The organism is Lysinibacillus sp. Bpr_S20 (genome assembly GCF_023337835.1).
Taxonomy (GTDB): Bacteria; Bacillota; Bacilli; order Bacillales_A; family Planococcaceae; genus Lysinibacillus.
Genome location: NZ_JALNLQ010000002.1, coordinates 172747 through 186146, shown reverse-complemented (window position 1 = coordinate 186146; position 13400 = coordinate 172747). Strand labels below are relative to the sequence as shown.

Sequence of the window (13400 nt, the reverse complement as noted above, 5' to 3'; positions counted from 1 at the left end):
ATCATATTTTTATAAGGATGCTGGCACTCGATCAATATTTTCTAGCATAATTCCTGTACCGATTGCTACACAATCCATAGGTTGCTCTGCAACGAACACAGGTACCTTTAGCTCTTCGATTAATAGCTGGTCCATACCGTGCAGTAACGCACCACCGCCTGTAATAATGACTCCACGATCAATGATATCCGCAGATAGCTCTGGTGGCGTTTTTTCTAAAACATTTTTTGCAGATTGAACAATCATAGCGACTGATTCATGTAATGCACGTTCAATCTCTTCAGAGTGAATCGTTATTGTACGTGGTAGACCTGTCACCATGTCTCGGCCACGAATGTCCATTGAATCGTCTCGGCTACCTTTAAAGACTGTACCGATTGTTATTTTAATGGCTTCTGCCGTACGTTCACCAATTAGCAATTTATATTCTTTTTTTATATATTGCAAAATATCATTATCAAAATTGTCTCCAGCTACCTTAATGGACTCACTTGTTACAATATCACCCATTGATAGGACTGCCACATCTGTTGTTCCGCCGCCAATATCAACGACCATATTGCCGCTAGGTTGGAATATATCCATGCCTGCTCCAATAGCTGCAACTTTAGGTTCTTCTTCTAAGTATACTTTTTTTCCACCTGATTTTTCTGCGGCTTCACGGATCGCCTTTTGCTCAACACTAGTAATGTTTGTTGGACAGCAAATTAAAATACGTGGCTTCGCTAAAAACCCTTTGACGTTTAATTTGTTGATGAAATGTTTTAGCATCGCTTCAGTAACGTCAAAATCTGCAATGACACCATCTCGTAGTGGACGAATTGCAGTAATATTACCCGGTGTACGCCCTACCATTTGGCGAGCCTCTTCCCCCACCGCTAATACTTTATTTGTTTTTTTATCGATCGCCACAACTGATGGTTCATTTAAGACGATTCCTTTGCCTTTAACGTGGATTAATACGTTCGCAGTTCCTAGGTCAATGCCTATATCTTTCGAAAACATTTTATAATTTCTCCTTCCCGCCATTTCCAACTACATAACGTTCATTTTTATATGTTTATCTAGAATATTTTATCATATCCTTTTGGTAATTACACCTAATTTTGTGAATCGAACTTCATTCCTTTCAATTATATGAACAGTTAATGAAAAGATGAAATCCTTCAGCAATCTTTTTGATTCTTTAGCAAATCGAAGGGGTGACTTCCGTTACAGTTGGACGCTTTCAGGAAATATGTATCTAGCTTGTCCTTCGCATTAAAAAAAGAACGAATCATTCTTGACTCGCTCTTTCTTTCCACTTGTTTTTCGTTGCCTCTCCTCCACGAATATGACGTACGGCCTTATGGTAGGCGAGTATTTCTTTCACTTGCTCAGCTAATGCTTCATGAATTGTTGGTAGTCGCTCTGTTAAATCTTTGTGCACCGTACTTTTTGAATAACCTGTCATTTTCGCGAGGACACGCACAGTCTCACGCGTCTCAATCAATAATTCACCGAGGCGTATGCAGCGCTTCCGAATGTGCTCGTGCACGTTCTTCGTCCTTTCCACACAATTTCACAAATGGCATCAGATGCACGTCTGCGCATTTCTTCACCTTATGTGAGGACAAAGCTATTCAGAACACGTTTTACATTTTCACGATAAAATACCGATTTTTTATGCATTTTTTAGTATTCGTTTCTCTCAATGTAAATGAATCATTTACTATATTTGAAATCTACGAATTTCCTATCATCCATCACGCTTCTGCATCACGGCATACGAAATCGGCTTTGCTCTTGCACAAAGCCGATTCTGTAGTGCTTACATTTTGGATAAGCACTGAAAAGTGACTTAAACTAGCATTGCACTTACGTTACACAAAACTCTTACTGAAATAAGTTAAAAGGCTAGTAACTTTTTCGGATTAATATATTTTCCGTTTTCTAGAACTTCAAAATGCAAATGTACGCCAGCTGATTGATTCCACTCATTATCAGTCGCTTTCCCAATTACTTGACCTTGCGTTACCTGATCGCCTTCCTTGATAGCAATGTCTTTTACAGAGCTATAAGTTGTTTCTTGACCATTGGCATGTTCAATAACGATTTTATTGCCTGTAAACGCATCAAGTTTTACTTGTTTTACTTTACCACTCATAGCAGCAAGTACTTCGAATTCTTCACCATTCATAGAAAGAGAAATACCAGAAGATGTCGTATATGTTTGATTAAATACCATAAGTGCTTTTTCACGCGACTCTGCATTTGCCTCTACTTCATAAAACTCTTGCGAAACTTGAATTTTACTAAGATTCGCTTCCTTGAACGGGTACTTCATTGTTTCTGTTTTTGCATTTGTTTCAACTACAGGACCTGAATCTACTTCTGCTACTGTTGGTAACGGAGCCTCTTCTTTTGATACAAGACTATTGTAACCAAGTAGCAAACCTGCTAGCATTAGAGCACCACCAGCGTAAACAACTGGCCAAAACCACGGTTTCTTCTGTAATTGAACTTTTTCATCTTGATTTTGAGAAGTTTTACTATTTTTATCCTCTCTCATTTTCATCACCTCTAGTTGCAGTGTGAACAACTAGAAGTTATTTTAAACATGCATCTATCTTTTTTATTTCTGTTTCTTGATAATAATAGTGTAAAATTTCGGAAGCAGTTTTCCCATCACTTGCCATAGCCTCTGCTCCATATTGACTCATTCCTACCCCATGCCCGTATCCTTTCGTACTTACCTGCACTTTTCCGGCAGCTGAATTATAGGCAATTTTAAAATCCGTTGATGGTATTTCTAAAAGTGTTCGAATTTCTCGCCCTGACCACACATTCTTACCTAATTGCATGCGCTCAACACGTCCCGAATCATTTAAAAAATACTGTACAAGGTTGAAATCACTTTCCTGCCATTTAACAGGCCACAAAGCATTCCATTCAGCTAATGTCCATTCTTTCATCGCTGAAAACTTTGGTGAGGATTGATCCGAAATGCTCGCAACACTTTGTAAATAAGGTACATCATTGCCACTAAAATCGTAGGCACTCTCTGTTTTCCCATTGCTAGTAGAATGAAACATTGCCGTAATTAATTCATTATTATATAGAAGAACTTGTCCTTTCGTTTCATTAATGGCCTCGACAATTTTCTTTTCATTCCCCGGGAAATTGCTAGTCCAATTCGCTTTTCTTTGTTCCTTATTGTAAAAAACTTGTCTAGCAACTGTAGGAGCGATAGCTATTTCACCGTAATTTGTCGATTTTAACGCATATGTTCTTGCTGCAATAGCTTGCGCCTTTAAAGCTTCTTTTTTAAATGAAACAGGCATTTCTGCCGCTACCACACCCGTTACATACGTTTCTAAAGGGATTTTTTCCTTTTGTCCCTCCACTTCTATGAATATTTCACAAGCTTGCTCTGTTGTTTCAGGCGAATCTCCAACCGTAAGCCTCTCACCAAATGCCACAGGAAGCATATATAATGCTCCAATCAAACAAATTATGCCTATACTCATCATCCATTTTTTCATAAGGAATAATATGCTGAAACTTTTCAAAATATGTGATTGAGGGCTCTCTAAAAATCTCTTATCACCATAGCGTGAAGTTGATTTCCGTTCCGGCTGGGCGCTTTGCCGCTGACGCTTCGCTTTCGCGCAGAGCAGAGCTTCCTGGGGGCGTCCGATGAGCCGCTTCACTCGCGTTGCTCGCTCCAGGGTCTCGGGCGAACAAGATGTTGGTCACGAAGGCGTTATCACAGGATGTGATGCTCTTAGCCTTCGTTCCCCTATCGCTGATCCCCAAGGAGTCGCCCAGCCTCCACTCCAATCAACTAATTGCATGGTATACGTTTTAAAAACTCTAATAAATAGGAATTAACATCCTCTTATATGGCGGAAATATGCTTTTTTTCGCATCCTTTACATGTACATCACTCAATCTTGTTTACCAGACTCTCACCAACATGACTAAAAAAACCCTTTGCTCGTAAGCAAAGGGTTCATCAATCTATTTAGTTTGTTGGTAATTCAACAGTTGTTTTCTCTTCAATGATAACTTCTTCTACTGGTACACGTTCAATTTGTGCGCCAAGTGCAGCTAGTTTGCCGTGGAAATCAACATAACCACGATCTAAATGATGAAGCTTTGTCACTCTAGTCACACCTTCAGATACAAGACCTGCTAAAATTAGTGCGGCCGCAGCTCGTAAATCAGTGGCCATTACTTCAGCACCCTGAAGCTTTACAGGTCCTTCGATAAACACAGAACGTCCTTCTATTTTAGCACCGGCATTCATGCGACGGAACTCCTCAACATGCATAAAACGATTTTCGAAAACCGTTTCCGTAATAATACTCGTACCTTCAGCAGTTAACATCAAGGCCATCATTTGTGATTGCATATCTGTTGGGAAGCCTGGATGTGGCATAGTTTTAATATCAACAGCTTTTAATGCTTTAGGAGCACGTACACGGATTCCTTCTTCAAGCTCTGTTATTTCTACACCCATTTCACGCATCTTTGCAATTAATGCTGTCATATGCTCGGGAACAGCATTTTCAATCGTTACATCCCCTTTTGTAATTGCTGCTGCAACCATAAATGTTCCAGCTTCAATACGGTCAGGAATAATATGATGTTCTGTACCATATAATGTATCGACTCCTTCGATACGAATTGTATTCGTACCTGCACCGATAACACGACCACCCATATTATTAATGAAGTTTGCAAGATCTACGATTTCAGGTTCTTTCGCAGCATTTTCAATTACAGTTGTTCCTTGCGCTAAGGCTGCAGCTGTCATAATATTTTCAGTTGCCCCCACGCTTGGGAAGTCCAAATACACATTTGCGCCTTTTAAACGTCCTTCTGCCTTCGCCTCTACATAGCCATGGCCAAAAGAAATTTTTGCTCCCATCGCCTCAAAGCCCTTTAAATGTAACTCAATTGGACGGGAACCGATTGCACATCCCCCAGGTAAAGCAACACGAGCATAGCCATTACGAGCTAATAAAGAACCCATCACTAAAATCGATGCACGCATTTTACTGACATATTCAAATTGAGCTTCACTAGAAAGTTCTTTTGTTGTATCAATATATACTGTATTATCCTCTGGTATATATGTAACTGCTGCATTTAAACTTTTTAGTACTTCATTTATAGTAAAGACATCTGCTAAGTTAGGGACTTCTTTAATTACATTTTCTCCTTTAGAAGCAAGTAAAGCTGCTGCTAGGATTGGTAACACTGCATTTTTTGCGCCCTCAACCCGTACTTTTCCCTGTAGCTTTTGGCCGCCAGTCACTATTATTTTTTCCACCCTATGTCCCTCCGAATTCAATCTATTAACCTATCAAAATTTTATTTTAAAAAGAAGTATAATGTCATAATCAGTAAACAAACAACTCTATAGTACAACTTTTTTTACGCTCGTTCAAGCATCCAAATCACTATTTTACGTCATTTATTGATATTTTGCTATTTAATTTATTGTACGCATGTTTTTTTTTTTTGTGAATGACCAATAACACGGAAGAAATGTGTTAATTTCTAATATATACCCAATGATTTGTGAACAAAAACAAAATCTAATGGAATTATATCAATTATTCCCCAGTATCATGGCGTGTGCTTCATCTCACCATCTTAAGCAGTGGTGAGGTACTGCACACCTGTCGCTTTGCTTTCGCTACTAAGACATCTGTAGTTGTCGCTTCTCTTTCGCTTTCAAAACATTTGAGAGATGTAAAACTGATTTTTACATATTTCAAAGGACCACATAAATTATGTTATAAAGCCCTGTGAAATATGTAGATTCACTTACTAACATAAAGATAGTAATAAGGGGCTATTAAAATAAATACGGAAGCTTCCCAGACCAGTTTGAAATTTGCAGAAAGAAATTTGAAACAGCTGATCCTATCGTAATACTTACTAAAATATAAATTAATTGGATTTGAAATACTTTGTTCTTCTTGAAGAGCTTTTCTAACATAAAAGCTTGTAGTGCATAAAAGGTAATAGCGATAAAAAATATATGCGATAAAATCCCTATTAAAGCGTCCTGCCCTATTGCCTCATATATTTCCATATTGATTCCTCCATATTAAGTCCTCTAGCGATACGTTCAAACGGTATATAGAGCATAAAGTTAAAAAACGGACAGATGTTGAATCTGCCCGTTAAAATTTGAATTAGATATTACCCTCATGAACGTTGATACGATTCAACGCACGTTTTAATGCTAGGTCAGCACGTTTGAAATCAATGTTATCTTGTTTACTTTGAAGACGACCTTCAGCACGTTTAACGGCTTCTTTAGCACGTTTAACATCGATGCTTTCAGCAATTTCAGCAGAAGGAGCTAAAATTGAAATTTTTTCAGGGCGAACTTCAATGAAACCACCGCTTAAGGCAACTAGTTCAGTTGAACCGTTTTCTTTTTTAAGCTTCACTGCACCAATTGCAAGTGGAGCAACCATAGGAATATGGCCTGCAAGAACACCGATTTCACCTGAAGTTGTTTTAGCGATTACCATTGATACTTCAGAATCGTATACTGGGCCGTCGGGAGTGACAATATTGACTAGAACTGTCTTCATATTTTTTCCTCCTCGTCCCTAGTATTAAACCTCTACGCCCATGCTTTTCGCTTTTTCAACTACTTCATCAATAGAACCAACTAGACGGAAAGCATCTTCTGGTAGGTGATCCCATTTGCCATCAAGGATTTCCTTGAATGAGCGAACAGTTTCTTTAACAGGTACATAAGAACCTTTTTGACCAGTAAATTGTTCCGCAACGTGGAAGTTTTGAGATAAGAAGAATTGAATACGACGAGCACGTTCTACTGTTTGTTTATCTTCATCAGATAATTCATCCATACCTAAGATCGCAATGATATCTTGTAATTCACGGTAACGTTGGATTGTACGTTGTACGCCAGTAGCGATTGCGTAGTGCTCAGCACCTACGATTTCTGGTGATAAAGCACGAGAAGTCGAAGCTAATGGGTCAACCGCAGGGTAGATACCCATTTCTGATAATTTACGCTCAAGGTTAGTCGTTGCATCTAAGTGGGCGAAAGTTGTAGCCGGAGCCGGGTCAGTATAGTCATCGGCTGGTACGTAGATCGCTTGAATAGAAGTTACAGAACCTTTGTTAGTAGATGTGATACGTTCTTGTAATTTACCCATTTCAGTTGCAAGTGTTGGTTGGTAACCTACCGCAGAAGGCATACGACCTAATAGGGCAGAAACCTCAGAACCTGCTTGTGTGAAACGGAAGATATTGTCGATGAATAAAAGTACGTCTTGACCTTGTTCATCACGGAAGTATTCCGCCATTGTAAGACCAGTTAATGCTACACGCATACGTGCACCAGGTGGCTCGTTCATTTGACCGAATACCATCGCTGTTTGCTTGATAACGCCTGAATCGCTCATCTCGAAGAATAAGTCGTTCCCTTCACGAGTACGCTCACCTACACCAGCGAATACAGAGATACCTGAGTGTTCTTGTGCGATGTTGTTGATTAATTCTTGGATTAATACCGTTTTACCTACACCGGCACCACCGAATAGACCGATTTTACCACCTTTAATATATGGTGCTAGTAAGTCTACTACTTTAATACCTGTTTCAAGAATTTCAACTGTAGTTGAAAGATGCTCGAAAGATGGTGCTTCACGGTGAATTGAATCACGGCGTGCATCAGCTGGAATCTCTTCACCTAAGTCGATAACTTCTCCAAGTACGTTGAATACACGACCTAAAGTAACTTCACCAACTGGTACTGAGATAGCTTTTCCTGAGTCTGTTACTTCTGCTCCACGTTGTAAGCCATCAGTAGATGACATTGCAATTGTACGAACAGAATCATCACCTAAATGAAGAGCAACTTCTAATGCAAGAATTGTTGGTTCTTCATTAGGACGTTCAATCTTAACTGTTAATGAGTTATAGATTGCTGGTAATTGGCCATTGTCAAATTTTACGTCAACAACTGGACCCATTACTTGAATAACATGTCCTTTATTCATTACTGTGTACCCTCCTATCGTATTCTTATACGACATTGGGAAGCTGGCCTATTCTAAGGCTGCAGCTCCACCAACGATTTCTGTAATTTCTTGTGTAATCGCCGCTTGACGCGCACGGTTATATTGCAATGAAAGGTCTGAAATAAGATCAGAAGCGTTATCAGTTGCATTTTTCATAGCCGTCATACGAGAAGCATGTTCACTTGCTTTTCCATCTAATAATGCGCCGTAAACTAAGCTTTCCGCGTATTGTGGAAGTAACACTTCAAGAATTGCTTCACCAGATGGCTCAAATTCGTAAGAAGCATTACTGCTAGCAGGTGCAAGATCCGTTAATGGAAGAAGTTTTTTCTCTGTCACTTCGCTAGCAATTGCGCTGACAAAGTGATTGTAGTACATATAAAGTTCATCATAAGTACCATCAGTGAACATACCAACAGCTTTACGAGCGATTTCTTTAATATCAGCAAATGATGGTTGGTCCGGAAGACCGACAACATCGCTGATGACATTATGATCACGTTTCACAAAGTAATCACGAACAACACGACCTACCGCTAAAATAACGTATTCGTCTTTTGATTTATGACGCTCGTCAATTGTACGTTGTACTTGACGTAGGATACTTGAGTTGTAAGCACCTGCAAGACCACGGTCAGAACCAATGACTAAGTAAGCTGTTTTCTTAACAGGACGAGCAGTTAACATTGGATGTCCACTGTCTTTTGTTCCTGAAGCAATCGCGCCTACTACATCCTGGATTTTTTCCATGTAAGGAACGTACGCTTTAGCGTTTTGCTCTGCACGACGTAACTTTGAAGAAGAAACCATCTGCATCGCTTTCGTGATTTGTTTCGTACTCTTTGTAGAATTAATACGACCTTTAATTTCGCGTAAGTTTACCACTGGTATTTCACCACCTTTTGTTTTTTAATCAAGTGACTAACTCGAACTTATTCTGATTTAGCGAAAGTTTTTTTGAACTCTGTTAAAGCTGCTACGTAATCCGCATCAGGAGCAAGTTCTTTTGTAGTACGAACATGATCTAAAACGTTTGTGTGGTTTGTATCTAACCAGCTTAAGAATTCACGTTCAAAGCGAACGATATCTTGTACTGGAATATCATCTAAATGACCTTTAGTTAGTGCATAAAGGATAGCAACTTGTTTTTCAACTTTAAGTGGCTTGTTAAGGTCTTGTTTAAGAACTTCAACCGTACGTTTACCACGTTCAAGTTTAGCAAGCGTTACTTTATCTAAATCTGAACCGAATTGAGCGAATGATTCAAGCTCACGGAATGCAGCTAAGTCAAGACGTAGTGTACCCGCAACTTTTTTCATCGCTTTAATTTGAGCAGATCCACCTACACGTGATACAGAAAGACCGGCGTTAATCGCTGGACGTACCCCAGAGTTGAATAAGTCAGATTGTAAGAAAATTTGTCCATCAGTGATTGAGATTACGTTAGTTGGGATGTATGCAGAGATATCCCCAGCTTGTGTCTCAACGAATGGAAGAGCTGTAATAGAACCATTTTGGTATGTTTCGTTTAACTTCGCAGCACGTTCAAGTAAGCGGCTGTGTAAGTAGAAAACGTCACCAGGGTAAGCTTCACGACCTGGAGGACGGCGAAGAAGAAGTGAAAGTTCACGGTAAGCTGATGCTTGTTTAGTAAGATCATCATACACGATTAAAACGTGTTTACCTTGTAACATGAATTCTTCAGCCATAGATACACCAGCAAATGGTGCTAAGAATAATAATGGAGCTGGTTGAGAAGCAGAAGCTGTCACAACGATTGTGTAATCTAAAGCGCCATTTTTACGAAGAGTTTCTACTACACCACGTACAGTAGACTCTTTTTGACCGATTGCAACATAGATACAGATCATGTTTTGGTCATTTTGGTTAAGGATTGCATCGATTGCTACAGATGTTTTACCTGTTTGACGGTCACCGATGATTAACTCACGTTGACCACGACCGATTGGTACTAAAGCGTCAATCGCTTTGATACCAGTTTGTAGTGGTTCGTGTACTGATTTACGAGCCATTACACCGAAAGCTGGACTTTCGATTGGACGAGTTTTTGTTGTGTTGATTGGACCTTGTCCATCCACTGGTTGACCAAGTGGGTTTACAACACGGCCAATTAGTTCTTCACCAACTGGTACTTCCATGATACGACCTGTACGACGAACTTCATCGCCTTCTTTGATGTCAGCGTATGGACCTAAGATTACGATACCAACGTTACCTTCTTCTAGGTTTTGAGCCATACCCATAACACCATTAGAGAACTCAAGAAGTTCTCCAGCCATGGCGTTGTCGAGGCCATGAGCAAGAGCGATACCGTCACCAATACGGATAACTGTACCAACTTCGCTTACTTTAAGTTCAGATTCATAATTCTCAATCTGTTGTTTAATCAGACTGCTGATTTCTTCAGCCTTGATGCCCATGTATGTCACCTCTCACATTTCTAAATTATTAACCGATCAATTCACGTTTTAGGCGCTCAAGCTTGTTCGCTACTGAGCTATCATAAATATGATTACCGATTTGAACACGAATACCACCAAGAAGTGATGGATCAATTTCGTTTGTAATGTTTAATGATTGTTTCCCTACAAGTTTCGCAAATACTGTTGAAATATTAGTACTTTCTTCAGCAGAAAGTGCACGAGTAGAGAATACTGTTGCATCCGCAGTACCTTGTGCCTGTGCAGCAAGCTCAGCATATGCGTTAGCAATAAGCTTCAGTTCGTTTACACGTTTTTTCTCAACAAGTAGTTGAACTGTGTGTAAAACATCTGTAGTTGCACCTGCAAAGATTTCTGCTACCATTTGTTTCTTACGTTCGATAGAGAACTTAGGAGCATTTAATAGTGTTAAAAAATCAGGAGATTCTTTGACTACTTTTGTTAGCTCATTTAAGTCTGCTCCAACTTCAGCAAGAATGTTTTTTTGTTGCGCTAATTCAAAAAGCGCTTGTGCGTAACGTTTTGCTACAGTTGAATTACTCATCGAGCTTCCCCTGCCTTCGCAATCGTCTCTTCAATTAGAGCACGGTTGTCTGCCTCAGAAATCTCTTTGCTAAGGACTTTAGATGCTGCAAGTACAGATAATGAAACGACTTCATCACGTACAGCTGCAATAGCTTTTTCTTTTTCAGACTCAATTTCACGTAAAGCCGATTCTTTTAAGCGGTTTGCTTCATTGCGAGCTGCAGTAAGAATTTCTTCTTTTTGCATTTCGCCTTGCTTCTTAGCGCCTTCAACAATCGATTGTGCTTCCGTACGAGCTTCTTTAAGAAGGCTCTTTTGTTCTTCTAAAAATTGGTGCGAATCTTTGCGCGCTTTTTCAGCTGCTTCGATTTCACTAGCTACTAATTCTTCACGTTGTTGCATGATGCCCATAAGTGGACCCCAAGCGAACTTTTTAAGTAATAGCATTAACACTAAGAAAATCACTAATGTTGATACGATATCACCACCGTTAAAACCAGTACCTGAACCTAGTACAAGATAATCTAAAAACACGATTGTTTCACTCCCTTCAAGAGCTTTAACTTCAACATAATAATTTAAAAAACTACCTATTTTAAAAAGCTATATTTACACATAGCTTTTATCAGTTCCAAAATGAAGGGCGAAGTTTCATCTGGAGATTCCTGCTTCGCCACTAGAATTCAGTATACAACTGAATTATTTGTTCATTACGATGAATGCGATTACTACTGCGATGATTGGAAGGGCTTCAACTAATGCTACCCCGATGAACATTGTAGTTTGTAGAACGCCACGAGCTTCTGGTTGACGAGCGATACCTTCTACTGTTTTTGAAACGATAAGACCGTTACCGATACCTGCACCAAGTGCACCTAGACCGATTGCGATTGCTGCTGCTAATAAACCTATTGAACCTACCATTTGAAAATTTCCTCCTTGGAATTGTTTGTTTTTTTTGGTTCAAGCATAAGAAATATGCTTTATATTAATGGTCATCGCTCACTTTATGAGCCATGTAAACCATTGTTAACATTGTGAAGATAAAGGCTTGGATAAAGCCGATGAAAATAGAGAAACCTTGCCATGCCATCATTGGAACAATTGCTCCGACGAATCCAACGGCACCTGATGCTGCTAAGCTTGCGATTAAGCCAAGTAAAATCTCACCCGCATAAATGTTACCGTAAAGACGAAGACCTAATGTTAAAGTATTTGCAAACTCTTCAACGATTTTTAGCGGGAACATGAATGCCATAGGTTTGAAGAATGTACCACCATAATGGCCTGTCCCCTTCATTTTAATACCATAGAAATGTGTTAAGGCTAAAATCATTGTTGCAAGAGTCATTGTAACAGTTGGGTCAGCTGTAGGAGATTTCCACCAAAGTTCGTCGTTATAGACGATAGAGAATGGAAGACCTAATAAGTTAGATACTGCGATAAACATAATTAACGTGATACCTAAAATGTGGAATCGTCCACCAGTTTTCCAGTCCATGTTGCTTTTGATGATGTTCTTTACGAAATCCATAATCCATTCCATAAAGTTTTGCATACCTGTAGGTTTTAACTTTAGGCTTCTAGTTGAGATAAATGCGATTAAGAAAACGATTACAGCCGCAACTAGTAACATCATAACAGTTGAAAGGTTGAATGTTAGTGTAAACAAACCGAAATCAACTACTTGTAATGGAGCTTTATGATTCATTGTTATTTTTCACCTCTCTTTCTAATTTAAAGCACATTAGCGGTTCCTTACATGTGACACTATTCTCTCGACAAAGAGAAAAACGTACGGAATCATTAGCCCTATGACCGTGCTAATTAAGTGAAAATAGTTTGGCAACGAAATGGCTAAAGCGACTGCCGCTACACCTGATGCAAAGCGAAGCGCTGTACCAAGTGAGCCTACTTTCTTCCCTTCACTAATGGATCGATCAAACTTCTCCATACGGCGAACTAAAATCCAAAAATTATACGTACCAAAGAATGCACCGATTGCGATGCCCGCAAAAACCGTCTGATAGGGTGTAAATCCCCAGCCTAATGCACAGAGTGCGAGCAAAAAAAATAACGCTCTCTTCTGCACAGCAAAAATGTGATGCAAATCTAGCATTGGTTTGTAATCTCCTGAATCAATTTTTCGAGTAAAGAAACGTTTGCTGACCACTATGTGAAATCAGAAAAGAGCAGTGAAAAACACTACTCACAGCGGAATAGTAACGGGAGAGCGTTTTTTTGAAATTACAGGTGTAAATCCAAAAAATATCTTACACCCCGAAACGCACAAAACGTTGCAAATCGACAGTATTTGGTTTGAACTGTCAATTTAGTAGAAACTTGATGT

15 protein-coding genes are annotated in these 13400 nt (G+C 39.4%); all 15 read right to left on the bottom strand.

Annotation, left to right across the window (positions count from 1 at the left end):
* Nucleotides 1-9: 9 nt before the first annotated feature.
* The 15 genes from mreB to MWJ95_RS05430 all read right to left on the bottom strand — a co-directional run bounded on the left by mreB (nucleotide 10) and on the right by MWJ95_RS05430 (nucleotide 13169).
* A complete protein-coding gene (gene mreB, locus MWJ95_RS05500) occupies nucleotides 10-1005 on the bottom strand; it encodes a rod shape-determining protein (protein ID WP_249075140.1) in 996 nt (331 codons plus the stop codon).
* A gap of 271 nt (nucleotides 1006-1276) precedes the next feature.
* On the bottom strand, nucleotides 1277-1537 hold the full coding sequence (locus MWJ95_RS05495; protein ID WP_249075141.1) for a sporulation transcriptional regulator SpoIIID: 261 nt from the start codon (nucleotides 1535-1537) through the stop codon (nucleotides 1277-1279).
* A 351-nt stretch (nucleotides 1538-1888) separates the two neighbouring features.
* On the bottom strand, nucleotides 1889-2551 hold the full coding sequence (locus MWJ95_RS05490; protein ID WP_249075142.1) for a M23 family metallopeptidase: 663 nt from the start codon (nucleotides 2549-2551) through the stop codon (nucleotides 1889-1891).
* Between the two features lie 37 nt (nucleotides 2552-2588).
* On the bottom strand, nucleotides 2589-3524 hold the full coding sequence (gene spoIID / locus MWJ95_RS05485) for a stage II sporulation protein D (RefSeq protein WP_481817344.1): 936 nt from the start codon (nucleotides 3522-3524) through the stop codon (nucleotides 2589-2591).
* Between the two features lie 482 nt (nucleotides 3525-4006).
* On the bottom strand, nucleotides 4007-5320 hold the full coding sequence (gene murA, locus MWJ95_RS05480) for a UDP-N-acetylglucosamine 1-carboxyvinyltransferase (protein ID WP_249075144.1): 1314 nt from the start codon (nucleotides 5318-5320) through the stop codon (nucleotides 4007-4009).
* Nucleotides 5321-5851: 531 nt separating this feature from the next.
* The gene (locus MWJ95_RS05475; protein ID WP_249075145.1) at nucleotides 5852-6091 is read right to left on the bottom strand and encodes a DUF1146 family protein; all 240 of its coding nucleotides are present in this window, start codon (nucleotides 6089-6091) and stop codon (nucleotides 5852-5854) included.
* Between the two features lie 103 nt (nucleotides 6092-6194).
* Complete coding sequence (locus tag MWJ95_RS05470) at nucleotides 6195-6602, bottom strand: F0F1 ATP synthase subunit epsilon (protein ID WP_053484438.1); 408 nt, start codon at nucleotides 6600-6602, stop codon at nucleotides 6195-6197.
* A gap of 24 nt (nucleotides 6603-6626) precedes the next feature.
* Complete coding sequence (gene atpD, locus MWJ95_RS05465; RefSeq protein WP_249075146.1) at nucleotides 6627-8042, bottom strand: F0F1 ATP synthase subunit beta; 1416 nt, start codon at nucleotides 8040-8042, stop codon at nucleotides 6627-6629.
* 48 nt (nucleotides 8043-8090) lie between these two features.
* The gene (gene atpG / locus MWJ95_RS05460) at nucleotides 8091-8948 is read right to left on the bottom strand and encodes an ATP synthase F1 subunit gamma (protein ID WP_053484440.1); all 858 of its coding nucleotides are present in this window, start codon (nucleotides 8946-8948) and stop codon (nucleotides 8091-8093) included.
* A 47-nt stretch (nucleotides 8949-8995) separates the two neighbouring features.
* Complete coding sequence (atpA, locus tag MWJ95_RS05455) at nucleotides 8996-10504, bottom strand: F0F1 ATP synthase subunit alpha (RefSeq protein WP_248717828.1); 1509 nt, start codon at nucleotides 10502-10504, stop codon at nucleotides 8996-8998.
* A gap of 28 nt (nucleotides 10505-10532) precedes the next feature.
* Nucleotides 10533-11069 (bottom strand): F0F1 ATP synthase subunit delta, encoded by a 537-nt coding sequence (locus MWJ95_RS05450; RefSeq protein WP_249075147.1) that lies wholly within the window; start codon nucleotides 11067-11069, stop codon nucleotides 10533-10535.
* Nucleotides 11066-11584 (bottom strand): F0F1 ATP synthase subunit B, encoded by a 519-nt coding sequence (atpF, locus tag MWJ95_RS05445; RefSeq protein WP_249075148.1) that lies wholly within the window; start codon nucleotides 11582-11584, stop codon nucleotides 11066-11068. The genes MWJ95_RS05450 and atpF overlap by 4 nt, the downstream gene beginning before the upstream one ends.
* Before the next feature lie 165 nt (nucleotides 11585-11749).
* Entirely contained in the window at nucleotides 11750-11974 is a 225-nt protein-coding gene (gene atpE / locus MWJ95_RS05440) for a F0F1 ATP synthase subunit C (protein WP_249075149.1), read from the bottom strand.
* A gap of 64 nt (nucleotides 11975-12038) precedes the next feature.
* Nucleotides 12039-12761, bottom strand: coding sequence for a F0F1 ATP synthase subunit A (atpB, locus tag MWJ95_RS05435; RefSeq protein ID WP_249075150.1), 723 nt, complete (start codon nucleotides 12759-12761; stop codon nucleotides 12039-12041).
* Nucleotides 12762-12797: 36 nt separating this feature from the next.
* The gene (locus tag MWJ95_RS05430) at nucleotides 12798-13169 is read right to left on the bottom strand and encodes an ATP synthase subunit I (RefSeq protein WP_249075151.1); all 372 of its coding nucleotides are present in this window, start codon (nucleotides 13167-13169) and stop codon (nucleotides 12798-12800) included.
* Nucleotides 13170-13400: the final 231 nt, after the last annotated feature.

Excerpts from the sequence above, each read along its gene's own strand:
- MWJ95_RS05470 (WP_053484438.1), bottom strand. The coding sequence starts at position 6,602 with ATGAAGACAGTTCTAGTCAATATTGTCACTCCCGACGGCCCAGTATAC.
- MWJ95_RS05475 (WP_249075145.1), bottom strand. The coding sequence starts at position 6,091 with ATGGAAATATATGAGGCAATAGGGCAGGACGCTTTAATAGGGATTTTA.
- atpE (WP_249075149.1), bottom strand. The coding sequence starts at position 11,974 with ATGGTAGGTTCAATAGGTTTATTAGCAGCAGCAATCGCAATCGGTCTA.
- MWJ95_RS05430 (WP_249075151.1), bottom strand. The coding sequence starts at position 13,169 with ATGCTAGATTTGCATCACATTTTTGCTGTGCAGAAGAGAGCGTTATTT.
- spoIID (WP_481817344.1), bottom strand. The coding sequence starts at position 3,524 with ATGAAAAAATGGATGATGAGTATAGGCATAATTTGTTTGATTGGAGCA.
- MWJ95_RS05490 (WP_249075142.1), bottom strand. The coding sequence starts at position 2,551 with ATGAGAGAGGATAAAAATAGTAAAACTTCTCAAAATCAAGATGAAAAA.
- atpA (WP_248717828.1), bottom strand. The coding sequence starts at position 10,504 with ATGGGCATCAAGGCTGAAGAAATCAGCAGTCTGATTAAACAACAGATT.
- MWJ95_RS05450 (WP_249075147.1), bottom strand. The coding sequence starts at position 11,069 with ATGAGTAATTCAACTGTAGCAAAACGTTACGCACAAGCGCTTTTTGAA.
- atpD (WP_249075146.1), bottom strand. The coding sequence starts at position 8,042 with ATGAATAAAGGACATGTTATTCAAGTAATGGGTCCAGTTGTTGACGTA.
- atpB (WP_249075150.1), bottom strand. The coding sequence starts at position 12,761 with ATGAATCATAAAGCTCCATTACAAGTAGTTGATTTCGGTTTGTTTACA.
- mreB (WP_249075140.1), bottom strand. The coding sequence starts at position 1,005 with ATGTTTTCGAAAGATATAGGCATTGACCTAGGAACTGCGAACGTATTA.